The organism is Legionella oakridgensis ATCC 33761 = DSM 21215 (assembly GCF_000512355.1).
GTDB classification, from domain to species: Bacteria; Pseudomonadota; Gammaproteobacteria; order Legionellales; family Legionellaceae; genus Legionella_A; species Legionella_A oakridgensis.
Genome location: NZ_CP004006.1, coordinates 2,029,596 through 2,050,204 on the forward strand (window position 1 = coordinate 2,029,596; position 20,609 = coordinate 2,050,204).

The window sequence follows — 20,609 nt, forward strand, 5'->3', positions numbered from 1 at the left end:
AAAAGATTAATGGTGTCTTATTTTTTAATTACTGCACATTATGGTTGAATTATTTAAAAAAAATAAATAATATGTGCAAAATTAATTCTTAATGGTTTTTTATGTCTCTTTCAGACGTTCACATCGAAGCGCTGCTCAATCAAAAATTTTTGGATTATTTTAGCACAACTCCCTCTTATGAAACGTTGCGGCAACATTGTCTGGCAAGAATCCCTCTTCGACCAATTATGGATAGAGTAGATGAGTCATTGCAAATGGTACTCGCTGCCGATAAACATCAAGCTAAAAAACAACTTGAAGAAGAAGCATGCAAAAGCCAAGCGGAATACGATCAACGAGAAGCCACCTCAGACGTTAAAGAAGAACGTGACGACCGACATCGTACTCATACGTTATTACGTACTTTAGAAGAAAAACATAATGCTATCACTCATTATGCCATTACCATCAGCAGGACTGAAAGACAAATACGACATATAGAACAAGCGCTCATTCTCATCGAGCAAGACCTTCGCGAAAGACGTCGACTCCACCCCACGACTCACCAGCATAGTTCGGGCCCAATCTCTGAGACTGCCCACGAACATCACCATTCAGACGGCACGCATACCCACACGCATACCCATACGCATGAAGAAGCAATCACAACCCTAACTCAACAACACACCTCGCGCTCTTTGGAACTTGTGCGATTGCGCCTTCAACTCGATGAACAACGTTCGACAAAATCCAGGCTGCAGAAAGAATATGAAGCGATTGATCGGGAGATCAAAGAGCAGCTTCCTGAAAGGCAGCAACAACGCCAAGAACGAGCTTGTGCACGCGCTGTACGCGCTCAGGCCCGACTGACGGCTGATCCTGATTTTACCCAATTGTCGGCCGACAATCGGCGTATTCTGCAAAAAAAAATATCGGAGCACTATGCAACTCTCAATGATCAATATCGGCAATTAAAAAGCCAGGCTGAACAAAAGTGCTATCCCATTTATTTAGCGCAGCTTCAACAGCAATTGTCGACCATGCCTTATCTCCCATGGCAAGCTAATCAGGCTCTTGAACAAATCATCATATGCATGCAACAATATTTATCCGAAAAAGACGCTGAACAGCGCGAAAGAATACGTTTAGCCACCATACAGCAGCAACTTGCCGCATTGGAACTTGAGTTAAAACAAAAACAACAGCGACAAATCCAATTACAGGCAAACATCCCAGAACTGCAGTCGCAAAATGCGCAGTTAACTCAGGAAAACCAACGGCTTGAACAAACCATTCAAAAACATCAAGCGCTTAACAAACGCATCATCATAGCAGGTATGATTAGCTTGCTATTCACTCTGGCGTTCGTTGCCGGCCCTTTTTTAATAACCGCCCCTGTATCAGCGACGTTATTTCCTCTGTTACTCATTCCAGTCGCAGTAGCTGGTTTGGCAATGACAGGATTATTCATAGCTGCAGCAATCTATGGCATCAAAAACGTCCTTGATGCGAGAAAAAAGCGCATAACGAACAAACCATTACTGATAATATAGTCACCATAGACCGGGAAAACAGTAACATCCAAGCACTTATTACCGTAGAAATACCACAACTGTATACAAGAATAGGTGAAACACAAAACGCTATTCACACGGCTCAATATGAGATAGCGATGCATGAACAATCTGCAGCCAGGACACTGGCTAAAGCATCCAGCATCACCGTTGATTTTACATTACCTTCTTTTTTTGCAGCACCAAATGCCCCAGGTTCTTTCCCTCTTCCTTCTGCTCCTCCCTTGCCAGAAGAAGAGAGACCCGACGGGCGACACCAATTCTATTAATATAGAAAGCCTGTACAACTTCCTATGTGTCATGGGTAAAATCATTGGGCGAAATTACATGGAACCTGACGAAGATCAAGTTTCGCAGCCAATGCAACAAGCCAGCCGAGCCCCTGCATAACCATAGGGAGAATGGGCCATTATTTAATATGGAATCCTTCATAATTCTGCCATGGTATGTCTTCTCGACTGCAGTCATGGACGATGGCCAATTGCGGCCCCTGCTTTAACCACTCGTATAATAAATTAAGTCGGTTTTCATCACCACAAGCCAATACTTCTACTCTGCCGTCTGGCAAATTACGTGCCCAACCATTGAGTCTTAACCGCTCTGCCTGTTCTTTCGTCGAAGCGCGAAACCATACCCCTTGAACTCGTCCTGAAATATAACAGCACATGCAGGCTTGCTTGGCCAAAGATACTCCCTCCCTATTTTATTTTCTGTCATTTAACATATCAGAAAATCCTGGTTATACTAAAAAAATCAACCATCTATTTCATGCTACATTAGCATGCGTCCAGGAGCATCCCATGGAACAGTTGAAAAAAATAATTGCAATCCTTGTATTGGGATTGATAGCTGCACCAATCTTTGCAAAAAACACGTCTTGTCTTAAGTTTGGTATCAGTCAATCCAAATACACCAGCACGGCTTTAGAAAAAGAATGGCCTCTATTTATCAACGCGTTAGAAAAAGCAAGCGGGCATTGTGTACAACTATTAACCTTCAATGATCAGGGCGCCTTAGTGAATGCTTTAAAAAAAGGCAACGTCGCAATGGGCTATGTTAAAAATAAAGCCCTAATAGAACATAAAAAAACATTAAAGCCAATCGCTCAAGTGATAGAAAAAAATCCAAAAACAGGTAAACCCATGACCAGTTACAGCAGTTATGTGATTGCAGAAAAAAACTCAAGCGTTACCTCATTGCGTGATCTGAAAAACCATAAAATTGCCTACACAGATCCCTACTCTTCCTCAGGTTATACTCGTTTAAAGCAAGAATTATCCAAAGCCGGAGTGCGAGCAACCTGGGTTCAATATGATAACATTACCCAGGCATTGGCTGCTGTTAAAGAGCAAAAAGCCGCTGCCGTAGGCATCTGGGATTATCATTTTGAGAAAAAATTGTCTAATCAACAGGATTACAAAATCATTGCCAAATTTTCAAGTCACCCTACCCCATACTTGGTTGTTAATACCAATCAAATAGCCCCGGCGTTACAAATGCAAATCACGTCCAAACTTGCTCATTTTAAAGGGATATATAACATTGTGGGCTTTAAGATAATCTCTAATGCCCAACCATAAATAAAATGATTGTTTTTTAATTAACTTATTTTTTTGGATGAGGCAGCTTGATTAAATAGGCAACGATAAAAGTAAAGCACAGCGCTATCACCAATAAATACATGGTTTTTTGTAAAATAACCGACGAGTAAACGTTATGATGATGCATAATACTTTCGCCGTGCCAAATATAAATAACCCAACTTAATAGCATCAACATCAATGAGCCAATCAGTTGCGCTAAAAGTGTGCTAAAGCTTAATGTACTTGCCAAAATATCTTCCGGGGTGAGGCGCTTAATCGCCATAGCCGTCAAGACAAATGAACCAGTGGTCACTCCCTGCAACAATAATAAGATTGCCACCAGATAAATAGGCCAACTAAAATAAACAAGGAAAAAAGTGGATAACACGGACGTAAGTGCAGCACACATCATCATCCATCTAATCCCAAATCTCTGGGCTAATAACGCAATCAGTGGTGCACCAATGGCGTAACCAATAAAAATAAGGGACGCTAAAAACTCTGATTGGTCAAAACTAATGGTCAAGGTCAGTCCCGATAAAAGAGGAAATAAATGATTGGCAAAATAAATACGAATGACCAAAAATGCACCCAATAAAAAAATGATGCCGCCGCTTCCATGAGAAAACGGGCAATCGCAAGTTGCTCAACTTGATCTGAATAAGAAAACACAAAACAGGAAATTCCGGAGATGAGTGTCGTGAGGGGTAATATTTTCTTTAAATCGAAACGATCCAGTAACAAACCAGCAATCGGCAATTATAAGAAACAATTCGTTTCTTATAACTCTTTTTATGAAAATTAGAATTGAATTTGTACTTGGAAAATCTAAGGAGTATAATTTGAAAACAAAATCACGATTCATTATGTTTTATGAAAATTATCTATTATGCAGGGTATATCGACGCAGCTTCATTCAAAACCGCCTGCATCGATCAAGGGTTGGATCCCCAAAAAGTAGTCTTTCTATTCCCTGGCAACTCCGGTCATCATGGCCGCAATATAACCTTATTTTCAATTAAAGGGGGCGGAGGGCTTGCCGCCGCTTCGGCTGATATTGGTCGTAAAGGGTATCCGACGCTCAGTTTACCCACGACCAGTATGGAACAATGGTCAAAAAATCTCACTCAACAACAAATCGTTGCCGGCGCAATCGCTGATGTTTATCGTGCCATTGGAGCAGGCTACAGTTTGATGTTACCCATTAGAGAGCATAGCAATACCTCTTATTTTGATTCTGGTTTGCAATACAGCGATGGCTTGGCAGAACCCAGTTTTTGGGGAGAGAATCAAAAAATTCCAAACAAACCACTGGCCAACTACTACACAACTGAATTGGATAAGTTGCATGCTTTTATGGCTCTTGCCGATGACGAAAAATTGCAACTGGCATCGACTGATTCTAGCAATCCTTTTTACGCTGCCTATTTACAAGGGCGACAAATGCACTCGGATGATCCCTGGTTACAACCTCCTGGAGCAAGGCCTAAAATTATTATTTCCACACCTCCCCAGCCACTTCCACGCTCACGACTTGTTGAAGACGGCAGAAGAGATATGGAACGAATATTACCCGCCTTACAAGAGGAGCCCGTCAGAGAAATTGCTCCGGCTCCGAGAAGAATGGCAGTCATCAGAAAAGAAACAGCAAAACAATCTTCCGCTCATAAACCGGAACCAAAGGCAACGCAGTTGCACGCTGAAACAGTGCATCCGCAACACAGCGTATCTTTTTTCAAGGCTACCACTCTATCAGCACCAGCGTCTTATCATCAATTATATCAAACGTCAAAAGATCCATTACAAAGCGCACGCGCCCTATTGAATGATTATACCAAAGGCAATTCCTGGTGGCTGCGCTTTTTCACTGGGCATTGGAATCGTCATCACATTCAAGAAGTCGCACAAATCGTTAAAAAAATGGATGATGGTATAATTAAAGACAAACACAGCCTGCTTACTGAGCTCAATAAAATTCATTTGGTTAATATTAATGGCTCATTAGCCAGACGTATTCAGTTTATTGAACGGAAATTTGCTGAAGAAGACGTCGCCCACCAGCATCATTCCACTCCAGCACTGTGATAGTGGGCAATCTCTTATTGCCCACCTCAAGAAGCATCAGCCTCACGAACCAGAATGTGAGACACATTGCTCATTAAATTGCTGCACAAATCGTTGCAGTCCTTTTAAATCCAGTCTTGATGTATTTTTTCGCTGATATGTTTGTAAAAACTTATTAAAGCATGTTTGATAGGGAGTATTCGCTGCAGCCTCTCCCTCGCTCTGAGGATAAGCAGATAAATCCACATAAAGCAGCTTCTCTTTGGCAATATCAGCGCTAATAGGACGTTGAAAAATAGCAACCGCTTTACAGCATATAGCACAAGCTTCCAGATCATCATAAGCTTTAACAGGTTCACCAGCCAACGATAAAAGATCATAGGTGGTTACATTAACGCTATATTGCAAATACTCTTCTGCCCCGCTTTTTTTTCTGACAACCTTCACCAGGCCACCATTACACCGGTCGCCACCATGAAGTGAAGTCACCTTTATTTTATTGCCTGTACGTGCCACCAAGCTGAGTGTTGAAAATTGCCCCGTACCACCACTGTTATTAAGAAGTTCAACAATGGCAGACTCAGCAACCATTCCAAATGGTTTGTAATAGCTATAACCCTGCATGTCACTACCACCCTCCACTTGCCAGTGGTAATCATAACCAACAAATCCTTTTGCCGTAAGCAGTTTGTTTTGGCCTGAAATACCTCGCCCGGCTTCAGCATGCAGACCGCATTGCGCTAAATCGGCAACGCCTTCAGATTCAGCGGCCTCAAAAAACAAAGCGCATCGATTGGCTTTCCCTGATATAGCAGAATTGAGGGAATTTGATGTTCTGCAGCATGAGCAACTAATGGAAACAACAAAAAAAATCGGCCTAATAACCTGAAAAAAAATGCGTTCATAATGGCTTTCAAGTCGTAACGGTAGGCAAGATCATATCTTATTTTTCAAGCATGCCAAGAGTATCAAGAAAAAATAAACGCATGGCAGACCGTCGTATAAAAGGCTAAGAACTCTCTATTCCTTCGACCAATGCTTTTACAAAGGCAGGGCCTTGATAAATCAAGCCAGTATATACTTGTAATAAAGAAGCGCCTGCTGCCAATTTATCCTTCGCTGCCGCAGGACAATCAATCCCCCCTACACCAATGAATGCAACTTCATTTCCAACCCTCTGTTTTAATAGTTGCAGACACTGTGTTGATCTTGCGGCCAAGGGCCGACCACTCAGACCACCTTCTTCATTTCCATGTAATAGATGTTTTACATCGTTACGCGCACAAGTGGTATTGGTAGCAATAATACCATCGATACCATGAGATACGATCACGTCTGCCATTTCTTTCAACGCTTCATCAGATTCATCCGGTGATAACTTAATCACTAATGGGACATAACGCTGATGATGGTCCATCAATTGCAACTGTTCTTTCCGCAATTGGCTGATCAAATCATTAAAATACTCACGGTGCTGTAATTGCCGCAAATCCGGTGTATTTGGAGATGAAATATTGATGGTTACATACGATGCTTGTAAATACACCTTCCGTAAACAGTACAAATAATCGTTTACTGCCTCATTTAATGGCGTATCTTTATTTTTTCCAATATTAATTCCTAAAATTCCCTGATAATTGGCTTTTTTTATGTTGGCCACCAGAACATCAACGCCTTGATTATTAAACCCCATGCGGTTAATAAGTGCTTGGGCTGCCGGTAAGCGAAACAGACGTGGCTTAACATTACCCAGCTGAGGTCTGGGAGTGACGGTTCCTACTTCAATAAAAGCAAAACCCAGTTTGGCTAACGCATCCACATACGCCCCATTCTTATCAAGGCCCGCAGCAAGTCCAACAGGGTGAGGAAACTTCAGGCCCATGACCTGCACGGGTGAAGAAGCCGGCTTGGAAAAACATAGCTTGGGGAGATACTGCAAAACAAATAAGGTCAACTCATGCGCGGTTTCCGCATCCAAACAAAATAGCAGTGGCCTGATTAGTTGTTGATACATGGTAACATCTCAAACCTCACATTGCTGGGCCCAGACACGCAGCATTGCGTTACCATGAGATTGCAAGTGATATTTCACTTCGCGTACTTCCACACCAAAATTACTTTCCTGCAATCCTAACAGCACCGGTCCTAAAAAGGACGATGGCTGGCCGTAACGGTCAATTAATGGAAAAATCCGTACCTCCTTGGCCACACGGGCAAGTTCGCGAATAATTTTCAAGTGGAAATCAACATCCTGATCATCCAAATCAGCAAACAAATAATGGGAACTTAAGGCAAAATCAAATGAAAAGTCCGCAAAAGGCAGATGATAATCAGTCACTGGAAGATACCGTTTTTCGACACGTCCTCGTTCGTAATCGGCAAAAAATTCTGCCATCCCCTTGCGACGTTTGGCAATTAAATTATCCAGACTACCATCACGAGTAAAATCAAACTTATCCTGAGCTTGCTTTACTTTAGCAACCATATCCGCAAAAATTAAGGACACTTTAGTCGATAACGTTGATTTATCCAAAGCAAATAAAGGATCGCAACTAACGACATGATCAGTTGCCTCATGTAGTTCTGCATTAATGGCGCTTGGGCCGCAACCGTATTCCAATAAACGAGCACTGAAATCTTTCTCAGACAAATCAAACATTTCCGCGTATTCATCAACATGATGACCCCAAAGTACCAACTCGCGCATCAGGTTATTCTCCCTTATATCTTCACAACAACAACTAGGACAGGTATAGTCTAACGTATTTATGATAGCTTCAGGAAGTCATTATGCATCATGGTCTGCAACATCAACTCGGCGAAACTTATGATTTACTCCGCGACAGTGTTTATCAGTTTGCCTGTCATGAAATTGCTCCAATCGCTGCCCAAATTGACGCGAATAATGCTTTTCCTAACCATCTATGGCGAAAATTCGGCGATTTAGGTTTATTGGGTATCACAGTCAGCGAAGAATACGGTGGGGCAGACATGGGCTATTTAGCGCATGCCATTGCCATGGAAGAAATATCACGTGCTTCTGCATCGGTGGGCTTAAGCTATGGCGCTCATTCCAATCTGTGTGTCAATCAGATTTATTTGAATGGAAATAGTGAACAAAAAAACGTTATTTGCCCAAATTGATTCGCGGCGAATACATTGGTGCCCTTGCCATGAGTGAATCAAATTCTGGTTCAGACGTGGTAAGCATGCAATTGAATGCACGTCAGCAAGGTAATTATTTTATCCTTAATGGCACAAAGATGTGGATTACCAACGGACCCGATGCAGATGTGCTGGTGGTCTACGCTAAAACCGATAAACAGGCTGGCAGCCGCGGAATCAGTGCGTTCATCATTGAAAAAAATTTTCCAGGTTTTCGTACTGCTCAGAAACTCGATAAATTAGGTATGCGCGGCTCCAATACTTGCGAGCTTGTTTTTGAAGATTGCGAAGTACCTGCTGAAAATATACTGGGTGAACTCAATCAAGGTGTTAAAGTACTCATGAGTGGGCTGGATTATGAACGCACCATTCTTGCTGCAGGCCCAGTTGGTATCATGCAAGCCTGCCTGGATGTTGTACTGCCTTATGTTCATGAGCGCAAACAGTTCAAACAACCGATTGGCGAATTCCAATTCATTCAGGGGAAATTGGCCGATATGTATACAGAGCTAAACGCCTCTCGTTCCTATCTCTATGCAGTTGCTCGGGCGTGTGATCATGGTTTGGTCAGCCGTAAAGATGCTGCCAGTGTCATTTTATATACGGCTGAAAAAGCCACGCAAATGGCCCTTCAAGCCATTCAGACACTGGGAGGAAACGGTTACATTAACGAATATCCAACAGGCCGGCTATTACGAGATGCAAAATTGTATGAAATTGGTGCAGGGACTTCCGAAATTAGGCGTATGTTAATTGGAAGGGAATTATTTAACGAGACGGCTCATTAGCCTGCATTTGTTTATTCTCTTATATATAATTAGAAAAGGGGCGTTATTGCATACGTTTGTTGTCACTCATTCCTTTTTAGGGAAACAAATCGGGATTTTTAAGTCTGGTTCAAATGCATGGAAACTCGGAACCTGTCTTCGGGGTTTTGCTAGGCTTTTAGCCCTGCACCGTTAGACTATGAAGACAGGTTCTCACAAAAATAATCCCTTTTATAAAAGGAAAATAAATCACTTTACCTATTGCCAAATAACGACTATATACTCTATCTCTACCATAGATAAGGAACTTTCCCATGAAACACGATGACGTGGTTATTGTTGCAGCCAAAAGAACACCAACAGGAAATATGTTGGGCAACCTGTCTTCTTTATCTGCTCCAGAGTTGGGGGCTGCAGCACATCGGGCGGTCATTGAGCAGGCAGGCATTTCTCCTGCTGATATTGATGAGGTTCTCAGTGGCTGTGTGCTGCAGGCCGGTATTGGCCAGGCACCAGCAAGACAAGCCGCAAGACTCGCTGGCATACCGGACTCAAAAGGGGCAACCACCATTAACAAAATGTGTGGCTCAGGCATGAAGGCCGTCATGCTCGGGCATGATCTGATTAAAGCAGGCTCTGCGCAAGTAATCCTTGCAAGCGGCATGGAAAGCATGAGCAATGCTCCTTATTTACTGAATAAAGCTCGCTCCGGTTATCGTCTGGGTCATGGAGAACTAAAAGATCATATGTTTCTTGACGGCCTGGAAGATGCCTACGACCGTGGTAAATTAATGGGTGTTTTCGCAGAAGCCACGGCTAAACGCTATCATTTTAGCCGAGAAGACCAGGATGCCTATGCCACACGCTCCATGACGCGCGCATTGCAAGCAGAGGAAGATGGCAGTTTCAAAAATGAGATCGTGCCAATTCTCGTACATGGACGTAAAGAAGACGTTACCATTAGTCAAGATGAAGGACCGGATCGTGCAAAAATTACAAAAATTTCGCAATTACGCCCGGCATTTACAGCCGATGGAACCGTCACTGCCGCCAATTCCAGCTCCATTTCTGACGGTGCCGCCAGTTTGATTTTAATGACGGCAGAAAACGCAGAAAAACGTGGGTTGAAACCATTAGCCAGAATCGTTGCTCATGCCAGCCATGCGCAAGAACCCGAATGGTTCACCACCGCTCCAGTTGCAGCAATCCGCCATGTACTTAATAAAGCGGGTTGGAAACCAAATGATGTTGATCTTTATGAAATCAATGAAGCCTTTGCTGTGGTAACAATGGCAGCGATTAAAGATTTGGAATTAGATATTGAAACCGTGAATGTCCATGGTGGAGCATGTGCTTTAGGACATCCAATTGGCGCATCAGGAGCAAGAATCCTGGTGACACTCATCCATGCCCTCCGGCAAAAGAATAAACGTCGAGGCGTGGCATCTCTTTGTATTGGTGGCGGTGAAGCAACCGCCGTAGCACTGGAATTGATTTAAACCCAATGAAGGCTTATGCTCATTCCAACCTCTTGGAATGAGACATAAGTCTCTAATAACGTTGAGGGAGTTTATGCTCAAACAAAGTATGATGTATCTTTTTTAAGTATACTCGTTGTTATCTTTGCTGCTTATGCGCATTTAATGATTGTCTATATTGATATGTTTTATACCTACGTCAATCTCAAATTATCACCCATCTTCAGTGCTAACGAAACAGGCATCATGATTCGCAAAGTGTTTTCCCTGGTATTAATTCCAGTGGCCATAGCAGCCGTGCCTGCTCTTGTCTATCGATTGATTAAAGGCCGACATATGCCTTATTTTATCCACATAACTTGGCTATTATGGCTGGTTGTTGTGCTTAGCAAAGTGCTTATTCAATAAAGGGCCAACGATGGCAAAAATTATCAGTCAACTGAATTCAACCAGTTCCGAGTTCAAAACGAATCAGGCTGCAATGCAGCGTCTAGTGGATGAGCTGGAAAAAACCATTGCAGACATTGCCTTGGGTGGCGATGAAAAAGCTCGTGCTCGTCATTTAAAACATGGAAAATTGCTGCCACGAGAACGTTTGCAACAACTATTAGACCCTGGCAGTCCTTTTCTTGAATTATCCCAATTGGCGGCTTATGACGTTTATGAGGATAAATTACCGGCCGCAGGATTAATTACGGGAATTGGCCGAGTTGCCAATCAGGAATGTATGATTGTCATTAATGATGCGACTGTAAAGGGAGGAACTTACTATCCCATAACCGTGAAAAAGCATTTACGCGCCCAGGAGATAGCCCAGACGAACCACCTTCCTTGCATTTATTTAGTGGATTCAGGCGGCGCCTTTTTACCACTGCAAGATGAAGTGTTCCCTGACCGCGATCACTTTGGCAGAGTTTTTTATAACCAAGCCAACATGTCTGCGCAAAATATTCCTCAAATTGCCGTAGTCATGGGTTCATGCACCGCCGGTGGCGCTTATGTACCTGCTATGGCAGATGAATCCATCATGGTGCGCAATCAAGCCACTATTTTTTTAGGGGGCCCACCTCTTGTTAAAGCAGCAACGGGTGAAATAATCAGCGCTGAAGAATTAGGTGGTGCGGACGTGCACTGTCGGGAATCCGGAGTTGCCGATTATTACGCTGAAAATGATGAACACGCCTTGCATCTGGCCCGTTGTGTGGTTGGCCACTTAAATCGTCGCAAACCAGAATGCCTGCAACGCATAACCAGTTTTGAACCGGCTTACGACCCTGCCGAACTTAACGGTATTATACCAACCGATGCGCGTAAACCGTTCGACATGCGCGAAGTTATTGCACGTCTTGTTGATGGCTCAGAATTTGAAGAATTCAAAGCGTTGTATGGCACTACCTTGGTTTGCGGATTTGCTCATCTTTACGGCTATCCAATCGGTATTATTGCTAATAATGGTATTCTATTTGCTGAAAGTGCTTTAAAAGGAACGCATTTTATTGAACTCTGTTGCAGCCGGAAAATTCCATTGTTATTTTTACAAAACATCACTGGCTTTATGGTAGGAAGCAAATATGAAGCGGGGGGCATTGCTAAACATGGTGCTAAAATGGTCACCGCCGTTGCCAATGCCAAAGTACCTAAATTTACAGTGATGGTCGGTGGCAGTTTCGGAGCCGGTAATTATGCCATGTGTGGACGAGCTTACGCTCCTCGTTTTGTATGGTCTTGGCCAAATGCACGCATTTCAGTGATGGGCGGAGAACAAGCCGCAAATGTACTCGCACAAATTAACCGAGACAAGCATAGTAAACAAGGCACTCAATGGCCTATCGAGGAAGAAGAACGGTTCAAAGCCAAATTGCGCGAACAATACGAAACGCAGGGAAATCCCTATTATGCCAGCGCAAGGTTATGGGACGATGGCGTCATTGCTCCTCAAGACACGCGTAAAATTCTCGGGTTAAGTCTATCGGCTGCATTAAACGCGCCGATAGAATCCACTTCTTTTGGTGTCTTTCGCATGTAAGCACAAGGATTTAATGTGAATGATATATTAAGTGAACAACAAGGTCATGTATTGCTGCTAACTCTGAATCGAGTGAATAAACATAATGCCTTTGATGATCGACTATTGGCAGGTTTACAACAACGGTTAGAAGAAGCCAACAGCAATCCTGACGTGCGTGTGATCGTTTTAAAAGCAAATGGTCGTCATTTTTCCGCCGGTGCTGATTTGGATTGGATGAAGCGCATGGCTGAGTTTAGTGAAGAGGAAAATGTGGCCGATGCAGAAATTTTAGCAAAAGTGATGTATACCTTGCATCATAGCCCAAAACCTACCATTGCAGTCATACAAGGTGCCGCTTTTGGTGGTGGCGTCGGATTGGTTGCCGCATGCGATATTGCCATTGCTGCAGAAAACGCCCGTTTTTGTTTTTCTGAGGTCAAATTAGGATTAATCCCGGCCGTCATTAGTCCTTACGTCATCAAAGCCATTGGTTCCAGAGCAGCAACCTGGTTATTTATGACGGCTGAAACATTCGATGCCAAACGCGCTTATGAATTGCAACTGGTGCAATTTTGTGTTCCTGAAGACGCACTTGCAGACTATGCACTCACCTATGCCCAACAATTGTCTCAATTAGCGCCCTTGGCTGTTCGTGAAGCCAAAACATTAGTGCATCAAGTGGCAGGAAAACCCATTGATGAAGCACTGCTGCATAAAACGGCTTTTTTAATTGCCAAAAAACGAACTTCAGCAGAAGGTCAACGTGGTCTGCAAGCATTTTTAAATAAGGAAACACCCAATTGGGATTAACCATCAGCCTGCATGTCCTCCCCTTTTGCAACGAATGTTATGTTGGTTAAAGAAAAAAGGCTTACGGCAATGGTTTGAAAATAAAGAAGTAAGAAAGAGGCGGAAACAACAATCATGATACTAGAAAGGAAAAAGTATACCTATGTTTAGTAAAATTTTGATTGCCAATCGCGGTGAAATCGCATGTCGCATTATTAAAACCGCACGTCGCATGGGTATTGAAACCGTTGCCATTTACTCCACTGCGGATCGTAACAGCTTGCATGTATCCCAAGCCGACGAAGCATTTTGCATCGGTCAGCCTCAAGCGTCTGCCAGCTATTTGAATATTGATGCCATTTTAGCAGCGGCTAAGACCTCGGGTGCCCAAGCGATTCATCCAGGTTATGGTTTCTTATCAGAAAATCCGCGTTTAGCAGAAGCTTGCGCCAAGGCAGGTATTATTTTTATTGGCCCAACGATAGCAGCCATGGAAGCCATGGCCTCCAAGCAAATAGCCAAACAACTGCTTGAAAAAACCGGTGTGCCCTTAACCCCCGGCTATCATGGCAGTGACCAATCTGATGAACGCTTGCTTGCCGAAAGCAAACAACTAGGTTTTCCCGTTTTGCTCAAAGCGGCAGCAGGTGGCGGCGGGAAAGGCATGCGCGCCGTTTATGAAGAAGCCGATTTTTCTGCAGCACTGGCCGGTGCCCGCCGTGAGGCGAAAGCCAGTTTTGGCGATGACACCATGCTCATTGAAAAACTTATCAGTAACCCACGCCATGTAGAAATACAAATTATGGCCGATAGCCATGGCCATATTGTTCACTTATATGAGCGCGACTGCTCCATTCAACGCCGCCATCAAAAAATCATTGAAGAAGCACCAGCACCTGGCTTATCAAAATCCTTGCGTCAAGGATTGGCAGAAGCTGCTATAGCCGTAGCGCGTGAAATTGAATACCTCGGCGCAGGCACGGTTGAATTCCTGGTTGACGAACAAGAACATTTTTATTTCATGGAAATGAATACCCGGCTGCAGGTAGAACATCCGGTCACGGAAATGATAACTGGACTAGATTTGGTGGAATGGCAACTAAAAATCGCTGCCGGTGAACCTTTGCCGTGCAAACAGGACGAGCTAAAAGCCAAGGGACATGCCATTGAATGTCGAATATACGCCGAAGATCCAACCCAGAATTTTATTCCTTCCATCGGTCAGATTCGTTTTCTTAAAGAACCAGTAGGAGAAGGTTTACGCATTGACAGCGGTGTTGCCTGTCATTCCTTCGTTACCATGCATTACGATCCGATGATTGCTAAATTAATTGCCTGGGGAAATGACCGTCACCAAGCTCTGTTGCGTCTTCAGCAAGGTTTAAAACATTATTATCTAGGCGGGCTTAAAACAAATATTTCTTTTTTGCAAGCCATTATAAGTCACCCAAGGTTTATTCAAGCCGAACTTTGTACTGACTTCCTGGTTCAGGAACCTATCCAATTGCCAACGGTCAATAAACAATTGGCCTTACACATGGCAACGGCTTTCGATTATGCCTTAAATAACATGGCACAAAAAGATAGCTTGCATAGAGCAACATTTGCCTGGCAAATGCACTTAAAAGGCCAGTGGCGCTGGCGCTATCTTATTGAAAATGAACCGTTCGAAGTCATGGTGATGCCGGTGGATGCTGAGCAACTAACGATTCAATATGGAGAGAAACTCATCAAGATGCATGTTAAACTGGCCGGAAATCAGTTGCAACTTGATGATGGTCACGAACGCTGGCAAGCCTTTGTCGAACCTTTGCCTGAACGCCTGATTTTTTACACACCAATCGGTTCCATTGCAGTCGAGCGCTTTAACTGGCAACAGTCTACCAGCGCATCCAGAAATCCTAGGGCACAACTTACAGCGCCCATGCCAGCGACTGTCGTTGCCATTCTGAAAAACAAAGGAGATCGAATTAAAGCAGGTGAACAACTCATGGTTTTGGAAGCCATGAAAATGGAGCACACCATTCAAGCTCCCAGCGATGGTGTGTTGACAGACATTTTTTTTGAGATTGGCGCCCAAGTCCATGAAGGCGCAGAATTAATTGCTTTAGGAACAGAAAACGACATTAATTCCGTTGAAAAATCAAGTTAGGAACATGCAAGCACGTTTGCATAAGGACAGCAATGAATTATCCACAGCAAGTGACAATCATTGAAGTTGGGCCGCGCGATGGTTTACAAAATGAACCTTCCTTTGTAGGCACAGAAAACAAAATCAATTTAATTAACTTACTAGGCCAAAGTGGCCTACAACACATTGAAGTAACAAGCTTTGTCTCGCCGAAAGCCATTCCTCAGCTGGCAGACGGCGATGCCGTATTCCGTGGAATTGACAAACCGGCAGGAATGCATTTTTCGGCGCTGGTCCCCAATGAGCAAGGTCTATTAAAAGCCATCGAGGCAGGTGTTGAAGAAATCGCTATTTTCACGGCCGCCAGTGAATCGTTTAATCAACGCAATATAAATTGCTCTATTGCAGAAAGCATTCGTCGTTTCATTCCAGTCGTGTCATTGGCAAAAACTGAAAAAATCCGGACTCGTGCTTATATTTCCTGTGTCCTTGGCTGTCCTTATGAAGGGCATATTACACCCAAGCAAGTGACAGAGGTCACTCGTCAATTGCTTGAGCTTGAGGTGGATGAAATCAGTTTTGGTGATACGATTGGGGTTGGTACACCTAAACAAACCAACGAATTAATTGCAGCCATTGCCTCGTGCATGCCTTTAGCAAAAGCCGCCATGCATTTTCACGATACTTATGGGCAAGCCATCGCAAATATATACACAGCGCTGCAATGTGGAATCAATCGGTTTGACAGTTCCGTAGCGGGTCTTGGTGGCTGTCCATATGCTCGCGGCGCCACAGGAAATGTTGCCACTGAAGATGTCTTGTATCTGATGCATGGCTTGGGAATTAAAACCGGCGTTGATATTTTTAAAATCGTCGCGGCCGGTGACATGATTTGCAAAGTCTTGGGACGCAAAAATCAATCCAAAGTAGCCAATGCCCTACTTGCAAATCCGTGTTAACATCCCAATATTTTCGTATACATCAGCAAATCATCGCCGTTATAATATCATTCTTATAGCGTATGAATTGTTGTCATGCATGCACCCTGATTCTTTCATAGAGTCAAAAAAACCAATGCATACAATCTTAGAACCTGACTTCAGAGTTGCCAGGCTTTTAGCCCTGCATAGTTAGATGAGGAAGAAGTTCTTAAAAACATTCCTTCCAGTCTTCTTCTATAAGAAGAACCAAGGGCAATATAATATTACAATTCAAAAACTAAAAACTTTACATAACCTTAATGTTAACGGGCGTTTTTATGATTCAACACACATTAAAAGTTGCTTTAGTCCAGGAGCGATGGTATGAAAATCCCAAGGAACACCAGGATCATATTGCTTCCGGAATTTTTGCCGCGGCCAAACAAGGGGCACAGCTCGTTTGTTTGCAGGAATTAACATTATCTCCTTATTTTTGCACCCGTGCAGACGTAGACGCGACACCCTATAAAGAAGATTTATACACAGGCCCTACCGCGCAATTTGTAAGCCTTTGCGCACGAGAAGCAAAGGTTTGCATTACCGCTTCCTTATTTGAACAGGCCGGATATAATACCGCTATTGCCTACGACAACGAGGGTAAATTCATTGGTTTTACTCGTAAACAACATATTCCGAGCGGTGAGAAATATCATGAGGATTACTATTTCAAACCAGGAGATTCCAATTATCCTGTTCATTCAATTATAGGTCATCGGTTCGGTTTACCTACCTGCTATGATCAATGGTTCCCAGAACTCTCCCGAATTTATGGTTTAAAAGGTGCAGAGGTTTTAGTCTACCCTACGGCCATCGGTGCCGAGCCAACCGCGCCAGGATTTAATAGTCAACCCATGTGGCAAAAGGTCATGGTGGCTCAGGGCATCATGAGTAACACCTTTATTATTGCTGTCAATCGAATTGGTTGCGAGGATGGTTTAGAGTTTTATGGCAGCAGCTTCATTAGCAATCCTCTGGGAGAAATACTGGTACAAGCGCCACGCAATGAATCCGCTGTATTGGTGGCCGAATTGAATTTTGAACAACGCGCCTTGTGGGGCCGATTATTCCCATTTAATCGTCAAAGACAACCGGAAACCTATCAAGAATTAGTTCGTCTTGGAGCCAATTAATGTTCATCACGTCCAGCAACAAGGTTAAACCATGAATCAAAACGCTATTTCCGACGAAAATTTATATAACATCAGCAACTGGGGAGAAGGATATTTCACCATTAATCCTCAGGGTAATATGGAAATATGCAAACATGTCAGCGAACAAGGAGTGGAATTACAGACCATCGTGCATGCCGCCAGCCGTGCAGGATTACATCTGCCCCTGCTTATCCGGTTTACTGACATCTTACATGACCGTGTTGTGAAACTTTATGAAGCTTTTTCTCAAGCCATAGAAGAAACCAATTATCATGGAAGTTATCAACTGGTTTATCCCATTAAAGTAAATCAGGAACAATGCGTAGTACGTGAATTACTCAAGGCCCCTAATCATCCCATAGGACTTGAAGCTGGCAGCAAACCAGAATTAATGGCCGTTTTGGGCTTATTGGGAGAACATTCGTCAACCATCATTTGCAATGGTTATAAGGATCGCGATTACATTCGTATTGCTTTAATTGCACAACAAATTGGGCATTCCGTTTTCATCGTCATTGAAAAACTCTCCGAACTTGATGTTATTTTACGGGAAGCCGAACGTTTACAAATGAAGCCACGCATTGGTGTTCGTATACGGTTAGTGACCAAAGGTGCAGGCAAATGGGAAAATACAGCAGGCGCCAAATCAAAATTCGGGCTCAATGCTGAGCAAGTTTTGGATCTTATTCATCAACTCAAAACACACAATGCTTTGGAGTGCCTGCAGTTGATGCATTGTCATCTGGGCTCACAAATTGCCAACATTCGTGATATCCGTAGTTGCATGCTGGAAGTTGCACGTTATTACGTCGAATTGCGCCGTTTGCAAGCTCCTATCAATACCATCGACGTCGGCGGCGGCCTGGGTGTTGATTATGAAGGCACCCGTTCTAATACAGGGTGCTCTATGAATTACAGTCTTCATGAATACGCTACCAACATTCTTCTGGCTGTGCGCGATCTCTGTCACGAAGCACAAATGCCTGAACCTAATATCATTTCCGAATCCGGTCGGGCATTGACTGCCCATCATGCGGTTCTAGTCACCAACATCACTGGCGTAGAAATGATAAAAAGCTCCTCAGCATTGCCAACCATAGAAGACAGTGAATCACGCATTATTCATGATATTTGGGATACTTATCAAGCCATTCCTGATAGTTCGCCAACAGAAATTTATCATTATGCAGCCCATGCTCTGGATGAAGCAAACTCCATGTTTAAACATGGTGTCATCAGTCTCACTGAAAAAGCAAAAGTCGAGCAACTCTATCATGCGATTTGTCTTGAGATCCAACAACGTCTGGATGAAAATAATCCAGGTGACGGTGAACTCATTGATTTAATCAACGAGCGACTGGCAACCAAAGTATTTTGCAACGTTTCCTTTTTTCAATCGCTCCCGGATGCCTGGGCTATTGGTCAAATTTTCCCAGTTGCACCCATTACCCAGTTAAGTGATAAACCAAGCATGCACTGTATTTTGCAAGACTTAACCTGCGATTCCGATGGGACATTAAAACAATACACGGGCAGTAGCTGCATTAACACCACCTTGCTGCTACCACCTTATCATGCCAATAAGCCCTACGTGCTCGGCTTCTTTTTAGTAGGTGCTTATCAGGAAATTCTTGGCAATTTACATAATTTATTTGGTGATACCAATTCCCTGGATGTCAAGCTAACGGGTGCTGGCACTTTTGAAATTAATGATCTCGTCAGTGGAGACACGGTCACCAATGTGTTAAATTTTGCTCACTTTGATTCAAAAAAACTGTTGCAATCTTATGAAAAGCAATTGATTAAAAGTGATCTGCCGGATGAAACTGTTCAGACTTATCTGAATGAGTTACGCAGTATTTTTACGCAATTAACCTATCTTGACAGTAAGTGAAGGACATTATGAACCCTAAACAATCCGGTTATTTTATGCCTGCCGAATGGTACCCACATCAAGGATGCTGGATGGCTTGGCCCTGTCATAGGCTAACTTGGGAAAAAATCGGTATACAACGGGCTCGCCTGGCGTTTGCAAATATTGCTAAAGCCATTGCCCAATACGAACCCGTGACCATGTTGGTTAACCCTGAAGATATGGCTTCAGCAACCGCTTTATGCGCCGAAGAAATCCGTCTTATTCCATTCGCCCTCAATGATTCATGGACAAGAGACACCGGTCCAACCTTCCTCATAAATGCAGAGGGAGAATTGGCCGGGGTGGATTGGATTCATAATGCGTGGGGAGGAAATTATGAACACTGTGAGCTGGATAATAAAATTGCTGCTGCCGTGATTAAGCAAACGCACGCCCGCTATTTTCACGCTCCCTTAGTGATGGAAGGCGGTTCATTTCATGTGGATGGCGAAGGTACTGTTTTAACCACCCGGGAATGTTTACTGAACAAAAATCGTAATCCGGAACTTTCACAGCAAACTATTGAACAATATTTATTTGATTTCCTGGGTTCTGAAAAAATAATCTGGCTTAATCAGGGATTAATAGGTGATGAAACAGATGGACATGTGGATGAGATTGCTTGTTTTATAGCGCCAGGTAAAGTGCTGGCTTTAATAACCAACGATAAATCCGATGTCAATTATGATATTCTTCAGGAAAATCTGGAGATTTTAAAATCAGCAAGCGATGCAAAAGGCCGAAAACTTGAGATATTTGTTGTAGAGCAACCTCCGGCTACTTATCTGGAAAACGAGCGTTTAACCTTGTCTTACATCAATTTTTATCGCGCTAATCATGGCATCGTTATGCCAGCTTTTGGGTATGAATATCATGATAAGGCAGCTCATGAGCTCTTTATTAAATTGTTTCCTGAGCATAAGATAACTCAAGTGATGGCCTTGGATATTTTTGCTGGCGGTGGTGGTATTCATTGCATTACACAACAACAGCCTAAAGCAGGTTAATGTGTGGATATTCACAAT

The 20,609-nt window shown here is 43.2% G+C and carries 18 protein-coding genes and 1 pseudogene; 14 read left to right on the forward strand and 5 right to left on the reverse strand.

Annotation, left to right across the window (positions count from 1 at the left end; all coding sequences use genetic code 11):
* Nucleotides 1-101: 101 nt before the first annotated feature.
* Together LOA_RS09870 and LOA_RS14735 are read left to right on the forward strand one after the other, a co-directional pair.
* Nucleotides 102-1,532, forward strand: a complete 1,431-nt coding sequence (locus LOA_RS09870; RefSeq protein ID WP_025386199.1) for a hypothetical protein — start codon at nucleotides 102-104, stop codon at nucleotides 1,530-1,532.
* A 119-nt stretch (nucleotides 1,533-1,651) separates the two neighbouring features.
* A complete protein-coding gene (locus tag LOA_RS14735) occupies nucleotides 1,652-1,822 on the forward strand; it encodes a hypothetical protein (RefSeq protein ID WP_158423048.1) in 171 nt (56 codons plus the stop codon).
* Between the two features lie 140 nt (nucleotides 1,823-1,962).
* Here LOA_RS14735 and LOA_RS09875 read toward each other — a convergent pair whose 3' ends face one another.
* Nucleotides 1,963-2,238, reverse strand: coding sequence for an acylphosphatase (locus tag LOA_RS09875; protein WP_025386200.1), 276 nt, complete (start codon nucleotides 2,236-2,238; stop codon nucleotides 1,963-1,965).
* Nucleotides 2,239-2,353: 115 nt separating this feature from the next.
* Here LOA_RS09875 and LOA_RS09880 point away from each other — a divergent pair, with 115 nt between their 5' ends.
* Nucleotides 2,354-3,133, forward strand: coding sequence for a phosphate/phosphite/phosphonate ABC transporter substrate-binding protein (locus LOA_RS09880; RefSeq protein WP_158423049.1), 780 nt, complete (start codon nucleotides 2,354-2,356; stop codon nucleotides 3,131-3,133).
* 25 nt (nucleotides 3,134-3,158) lie between these two features.
* Here LOA_RS09880 and LOA_RS09885 read toward each other — a convergent pair whose 3' ends face one another.
* A complete protein-coding gene (locus tag LOA_RS09885) occupies nucleotides 3,159-3,719 on the reverse strand; it encodes an MFS transporter (protein WP_158423050.1) in 561 nt (186 codons plus the stop codon).
* A 290-nt stretch (nucleotides 3,720-4,009) separates the two neighbouring features.
* Here LOA_RS09885 and LOA_RS09890 point away from each other — a divergent pair, with 290 nt between their 5' ends.
* Nucleotides 4,010-5,221, forward strand: coding sequence for a DUF5617 domain-containing protein (locus tag LOA_RS09890; RefSeq protein ID WP_025386203.1), 1,212 nt, complete (start codon nucleotides 4,010-4,012; stop codon nucleotides 5,219-5,221).
* Nucleotides 5,222-5,263: 42 nt separating this feature from the next.
* Here LOA_RS09890 and LOA_RS09895 read toward each other — a convergent pair whose 3' ends face one another.
* The 3 genes from LOA_RS09895 to LOA_RS09905 form a co-directional block, all read right to left on the reverse strand.
* Nucleotides 5,264-5,983, reverse strand: coding sequence for a hypothetical protein (locus tag LOA_RS09895; RefSeq protein WP_025386204.1), 720 nt, complete (start codon nucleotides 5,981-5,983; stop codon nucleotides 5,264-5,266).
* Nucleotides 5,984-6,209: 226 nt separating this feature from the next.
* Nucleotides 6,210-7,214 (reverse strand): quinone-dependent dihydroorotate dehydrogenase, encoded by a 1,005-nt coding sequence (locus LOA_RS09900; protein WP_025386205.1) that lies wholly within the window; start codon nucleotides 7,212-7,214, stop codon nucleotides 6,210-6,212.
* 9 nt (nucleotides 7,215-7,223) lie between these two features.
* Nucleotides 7,224-7,907, reverse strand: a complete 684-nt coding sequence (locus LOA_RS09905; RefSeq protein WP_025386206.1) for a class I SAM-dependent methyltransferase — start codon at nucleotides 7,905-7,907, stop codon at nucleotides 7,224-7,226.
* Between the two features lie 83 nt (nucleotides 7,908-7,990).
* Between LOA_RS09905 and LOA_RS09910 the strand changes: the two are divergent.
* The 10 genes and pseudogenes from LOA_RS09910 to LOA_RS09955 all read left to right on the forward strand — a co-directional run bounded on the left by LOA_RS09910 (nucleotide 7,991) and on the right by LOA_RS09955 (nucleotide 20,591).
* Nucleotides 7,991-9,153 (forward strand): annotated as a pseudogene (locus tag LOA_RS09910) (isovaleryl-CoA dehydrogenase).
* 293 nt (nucleotides 9,154-9,446) lie between these two features.
* Complete coding sequence (locus LOA_RS09915; RefSeq protein ID WP_025386207.1) at nucleotides 9,447-10,631, forward strand: thiolase family protein; 1,185 nt, start codon at nucleotides 9,447-9,449, stop codon at nucleotides 10,629-10,631.
* Between the two features lie 144 nt (nucleotides 10,632-10,775).
* Nucleotides 10,776-11,018 carry a hypothetical protein gene (locus LOA_RS09920; RefSeq protein ID WP_338010451.1) on the forward strand — a complete coding sequence of 81 codons (243 nt, stop codon included), beginning with the start codon at nucleotides 10,776-10,778 and terminating at the stop codon, nucleotides 11,016-11,018.
* A 10-nt stretch (nucleotides 11,019-11,028) separates the two neighbouring features.
* Nucleotides 11,029-12,636 (forward strand): carboxyl transferase domain-containing protein, encoded by a 1,608-nt coding sequence (locus tag LOA_RS09925; protein ID WP_025386208.1) that lies wholly within the window; start codon nucleotides 11,029-11,031, stop codon nucleotides 12,634-12,636.
* 15 nt (nucleotides 12,637-12,651) lie between these two features.
* Nucleotides 12,652-13,428, forward strand: coding sequence for an enoyl-CoA hydratase-related protein (locus tag LOA_RS09930; protein ID WP_025386209.1), 777 nt, complete (start codon nucleotides 12,652-12,654; stop codon nucleotides 13,426-13,428).
* 142 nt (nucleotides 13,429-13,570) lie between these two features.
* Nucleotides 13,571-15,559, forward strand: coding sequence for an acetyl-CoA carboxylase biotin carboxylase subunit (locus LOA_RS09935; protein WP_025386210.1), 1,989 nt, complete (start codon nucleotides 13,571-13,573; stop codon nucleotides 15,557-15,559).
* Between the two features lie 32 nt (nucleotides 15,560-15,591).
* On the forward strand, nucleotides 15,592-16,497 hold the full coding sequence (locus LOA_RS09940; protein ID WP_025386211.1) for a hydroxymethylglutaryl-CoA lyase: 906 nt from the start codon (nucleotides 15,592-15,594) through the stop codon (nucleotides 16,495-16,497).
* 299 nt (nucleotides 16,498-16,796) lie between these two features.
* Nucleotides 16,797-17,648, forward strand: coding sequence for a carbon-nitrogen hydrolase (locus tag LOA_RS09945; protein WP_025386212.1), 852 nt, complete (start codon nucleotides 16,797-16,799; stop codon nucleotides 17,646-17,648).
* A gap of 31 nt (nucleotides 17,649-17,679) precedes the next feature.
* Nucleotides 17,680-19,563 carry a biosynthetic arginine decarboxylase gene (speA, locus tag LOA_RS09950; protein ID WP_025386213.1) on the forward strand — a complete coding sequence of 628 codons (1,884 nt, stop codon included), beginning with the start codon at nucleotides 17,680-17,682 and terminating at the stop codon, nucleotides 19,561-19,563.
* Nucleotides 19,564-19,571: 8 nt separating this feature from the next.
* The gene (locus LOA_RS09955) at nucleotides 19,572-20,591 is read left to right on the forward strand and encodes an agmatine deiminase family protein (protein ID WP_025386214.1); all 1,020 of its coding nucleotides are present in this window, start codon (nucleotides 19,572-19,574) and stop codon (nucleotides 20,589-20,591) included.
* Nucleotides 20,592-20,609 lie beyond the last annotated feature (18 nt).